General features: G+C 47.8%; 3 protein-coding genes. 1 reads left to right on the top strand and 2 read right to left on the bottom strand.

The features are described from left to right. Positions 1–500, top strand: a 500-nt coding sequence (locus ABUA47_RS08400; protein WP_349831525.1) for a TolC family protein, incomplete at its 5' end; no start/stop codon positions are given. Positions 501–556: 56 nt separating this feature from the next. Here ABUA47_RS08400 and ABUA47_RS08395 read toward each other — a convergent pair. Both ABUA47_RS08395 and ABUA47_RS08390 read right to left on the bottom strand, forming a co-directional pair. Continuing rightward, positions 557–1789, bottom strand: coding sequence for a serpin family protein (locus tag ABUA47_RS08395; RefSeq protein ID WP_005827075.1), 1233 nt, complete (start codon positions 1787–1789; stop codon positions 557–559). Between the two features lie 277 nt (positions 1790–2066). Continuing rightward, positions 2067–3423, bottom strand: a 1357-nt coding sequence (locus tag ABUA47_RS08390) for a methyltransferase RsmF C-terminal domain-like protein (RefSeq protein WP_349831524.1), incomplete at its 5' end; no start/stop codon positions are given.

Below are 3423 nucleotides of genomic sequence, written 5' to 3'. Positions count from 1 at the left end.
TGGCTTCAGACCCCACCCTGCAATCCTTGCAGGGTGAAAGTTCTGCCGCCCGGAAACAGATTTCGGCAAGCAAGCAAGGCTGGCTGCCCAAACTGGAACTGGGTTACCGTAGAAATACCGAATCGGGGCATCCGCTAAACGGTGTAGTAGTAGGCTTCTCTTTCCCGCTTTTCGAAAACCGCAATAAGGTCAAGATAGCCAAGACACAAGCGCTCAACATTGACTACCAAAAGGAGAACGCCGCACTGCAAGCCAGCTCTGCCTTGTGGCAACTCTATGAAGAGGCCAAGAACCTGCACGCTTCCATGGAGGAATACGAGCGCACCTTCCATCAACAGCAAGACCTTTCTTTACTGAAACAAGCACTTATGGGAGGACAAATCAGTATGATTGAATACTTCGTTGAAATATCGGTTGTCTATCAAAGCAAGACAAACCTCCTGCAACTGGAAAACCAGTATCAGAAGGCAATGGCACAGATATACAAGAGCCGGTTATAAATAGAAAGAGCTGTCTGCGGTTGACAGACAGCTCTTTCTATTTCAATATATTGTAGTTATAGTTTTGTGACTTTACCCATAAACAGAATAACTCCCGTACTCTTCTCCTTTATCAGAAAGATGAAAGGACGGTCCACATAGAACGGAATTACCGTACTTGGTCCGGGAGCGGCCACGTCCATTCCTCCGACAGTTACAGCCGCAGCTTCCGTCCCCTCTTCATTCACTTTCACATAAGTGAACTGTTGCAGCAAACTGATAAACAAATCCTCATCCGCCATTCCGGAAAAATCGGCCGATGGAGTAAAAGCCTCCTGCATTCCCATTGCCATCATATCGTCAATGAGTTCTTTATCATATTCCATTTCAAACCGGGGTAACTTAAGGTTCAAGGCAGAGCTTGATAAACTACTGTTCCATTCCCCCCAGCGCTCGTCATTCAGCTGCGGCAGGCACTCATCCAACGATTTTCCCTCTGCCGGCAAGAGCACCACCATACTGAAAGCCTCATTGCCGTAAGGCAACTCTGCCATTGAGAAATACTCATTCTCGGCATAGTTGAATCTCTCGTCACGAAGATTCATCATGTGTACAGTCGATTTGCTTCCGTCAGCATTCGTAAAAGCCTCTTCTGCCGTATCCGATTTTTTGAATTGATTCTTCCAAATCCCCTTGAAATAAAGCGCATTCAACAGATAAAGACGCGCCGTCTCCGGAATCTCATTCAAGACTTTGGGGATGCAATTATTCGTTTTCCCGGCACACCAGCCGTTTATAATGTCCGGAGCCTTGGGAGAGGCAAAATCCAGCTCCTGCACTTGCGCGTCATACATCTTTTTGTTTACGCTTACAAAGTCGTCATGAACACCGAACCCTTTCTTTATCCAGATGGAATTGGCAATTCCCAACTGTGTGGTATTGTCCAAATCGAGCAACGCCTCCACCAGCTTCTTATTATAGTTGTTCATTTCTTCCAACGAATAGCCCGAAAAGCCCAGGACATCTGTCATCTCAGATAGTGTGTTTCCCAACGCTCCATTGGCAATCATAGACAGACAGAGCGAAGCGCTCAAAGGAGAGATGAACAGATTGGGCTTTTCCACCTCAGTTTTACAAACCTGATTAAAGAAACGGAAAGCGAAATCCGTTCCTAAATCCATCATCTCCTGCTCGGCACGGGTCAAGGCAATGTCTTTGCGAGGCTTGGGTTGTGGTGAAGAGTTGTCGTCACTCTGGCAGGCTGCAAGGATACAAAGTAGGCTTAAGGCAGTAATCGTTTTTTTAAGCATAAGCAAATAGTATTAGTTTTAAAACAGTTATCTATATATAGAAAATGCTTGAACAAACAAAATACTGCATTGAAGAAACAATAAAAAATAGTACATTCCTACTCTATTATCATACTGCAAAGTTCTGCATATTTTTTGCAGTCGCACTGCATATGTGTTGCAGCACCACTGCATATGTGTTGCAGTCGCGCTGCATATATATTTGCAGTGTCACTGCAACAGCTCTGCAGTGCTACTGCAAAATATATACAGCAGCTTTGCAGTAACGTGATTGATTTCACCCGGTTATTGTTGCCAATTCCAGCACCCCTTCCGGCAAATATCCGCTGCGTATGCGCCATTCCTGGGGATAAAGATTATTGGCACGGTTACCTATATTCTTGACAAATCCTAGAGGTATCTGTTTGTAGGTGAGCAAGACAATGCCGCGCGGAGCAGTCTCCGAAAGGACAACAGCCTCCTTGCGCAGATAGCTGATGGCCTGCTCGCGGCCTATCTCTTCATGGGCAAAGGCATCCGGATTCAGTGCTATACTCATGGCGAGCCCATGAGCAGGCATCCAGTCTTTTCCTTTCAACTCGGCAACATCTACCCCAGCCTGCACGATACGGAGTGACGAACGCAAAGCCGACAGTTCGGAGAGATACGCTTTAGGGAAAGCGCTGACGTTGTTGCCATTGACGATAAATTCGTAATTATCCGGAACCGCAAACCACTCATGCAGTGCCGAAAGCTGTTCTTTGGAAACACCCGGAGTTTTCGCTCCTTTTCCTTGAGGTTTTCTTCCTTTTTCCCAGGATTTCACCTGCCCGGCCCAGGTATTCCCATCGCTCACGCCCGGTTTGCGGAGAACTGCCAAAAAGAATCCTTCCCCCTTCGTCCGATGGGGCAGGAAACGATAGGCGGGAAAGTCCTCTCCCGACAATAGATTACCCGTAATATTCCAGTCAGTAGAAATTTCCAACGGCAATACCTCCGCCCCGAATTCATCCCGTATCCAACGGATGTTCTCTTCGTTTTCCTTTGTATTATAGGTACAAGTACTGTAGATGAGAATGCCTCCGGACTTCAAGCAAGGCCAGATATCCGTAACGATGCGACGCTGGCGCTGCCAGCAGATTTCCACATTCTCCCCACTCCACTCACTTACCGCAACGGGGTCTTTACGGAACATCCCCTCGCCAGAGCAGGGGACATCCGTCAATATGACGTCGAAGAAGTCCGTCAAGGAAGAAAAATCTGCCGGGTCATTATTAGTGACCACCACACCGGAATGCCCCCACTTCGTAAGATTCTCCGCCAATACCTGCGAGCGGTTGCGGATTACCTCATTGGCCACCAGCAGACTGCCTGCGGGCAACACGCTACGGGCATGCGTGGATTTCCCGCCGGGAGCCGCACAGAGGTCAAGCATCACCACCGGTCCTTCGCCCACATACCGCCTCAAAGCCTGCTCCACAAACATAGACGAAGCCTCCTGCACATAGTAGCAGCCTGCATGAAACAGCGGGTCAAAAGTGAATGTCAGCCGCTTGTCCAGATAGTATCCGGCAGTAGACCAAGGGACATGCCTAAAAGAGGAACGAAAAAGACTGAATGAAGATTCCGGTAATTTATCTTCATTCAGTCGTATA

This window comes from Bacteroides sp. RTP31139st1_H2_RTP31139_211217, assembly GCF_040227615.1.
In the GTDB taxonomy this organism is placed as follows: Bacteria; Bacteroidota; Bacteroidia; order Bacteroidales; family Bacteroidaceae; genus Bacteroides; species Bacteroides uniformis.
The sequence above is the reverse complement of the archived record's forward strand: the minus strand, read 5'-3'. Positions and strand labels throughout refer to the sequence as shown.

Excerpts from the sequence above, each read along its gene's own strand:
- ABUA47_RS08395 (WP_005827075.1), bottom strand. The coding sequence starts at position 1,789 with ATGCTTAAAAAAACGATTACTGCCTTAAGCCTACTTTGTATCCTTGCA.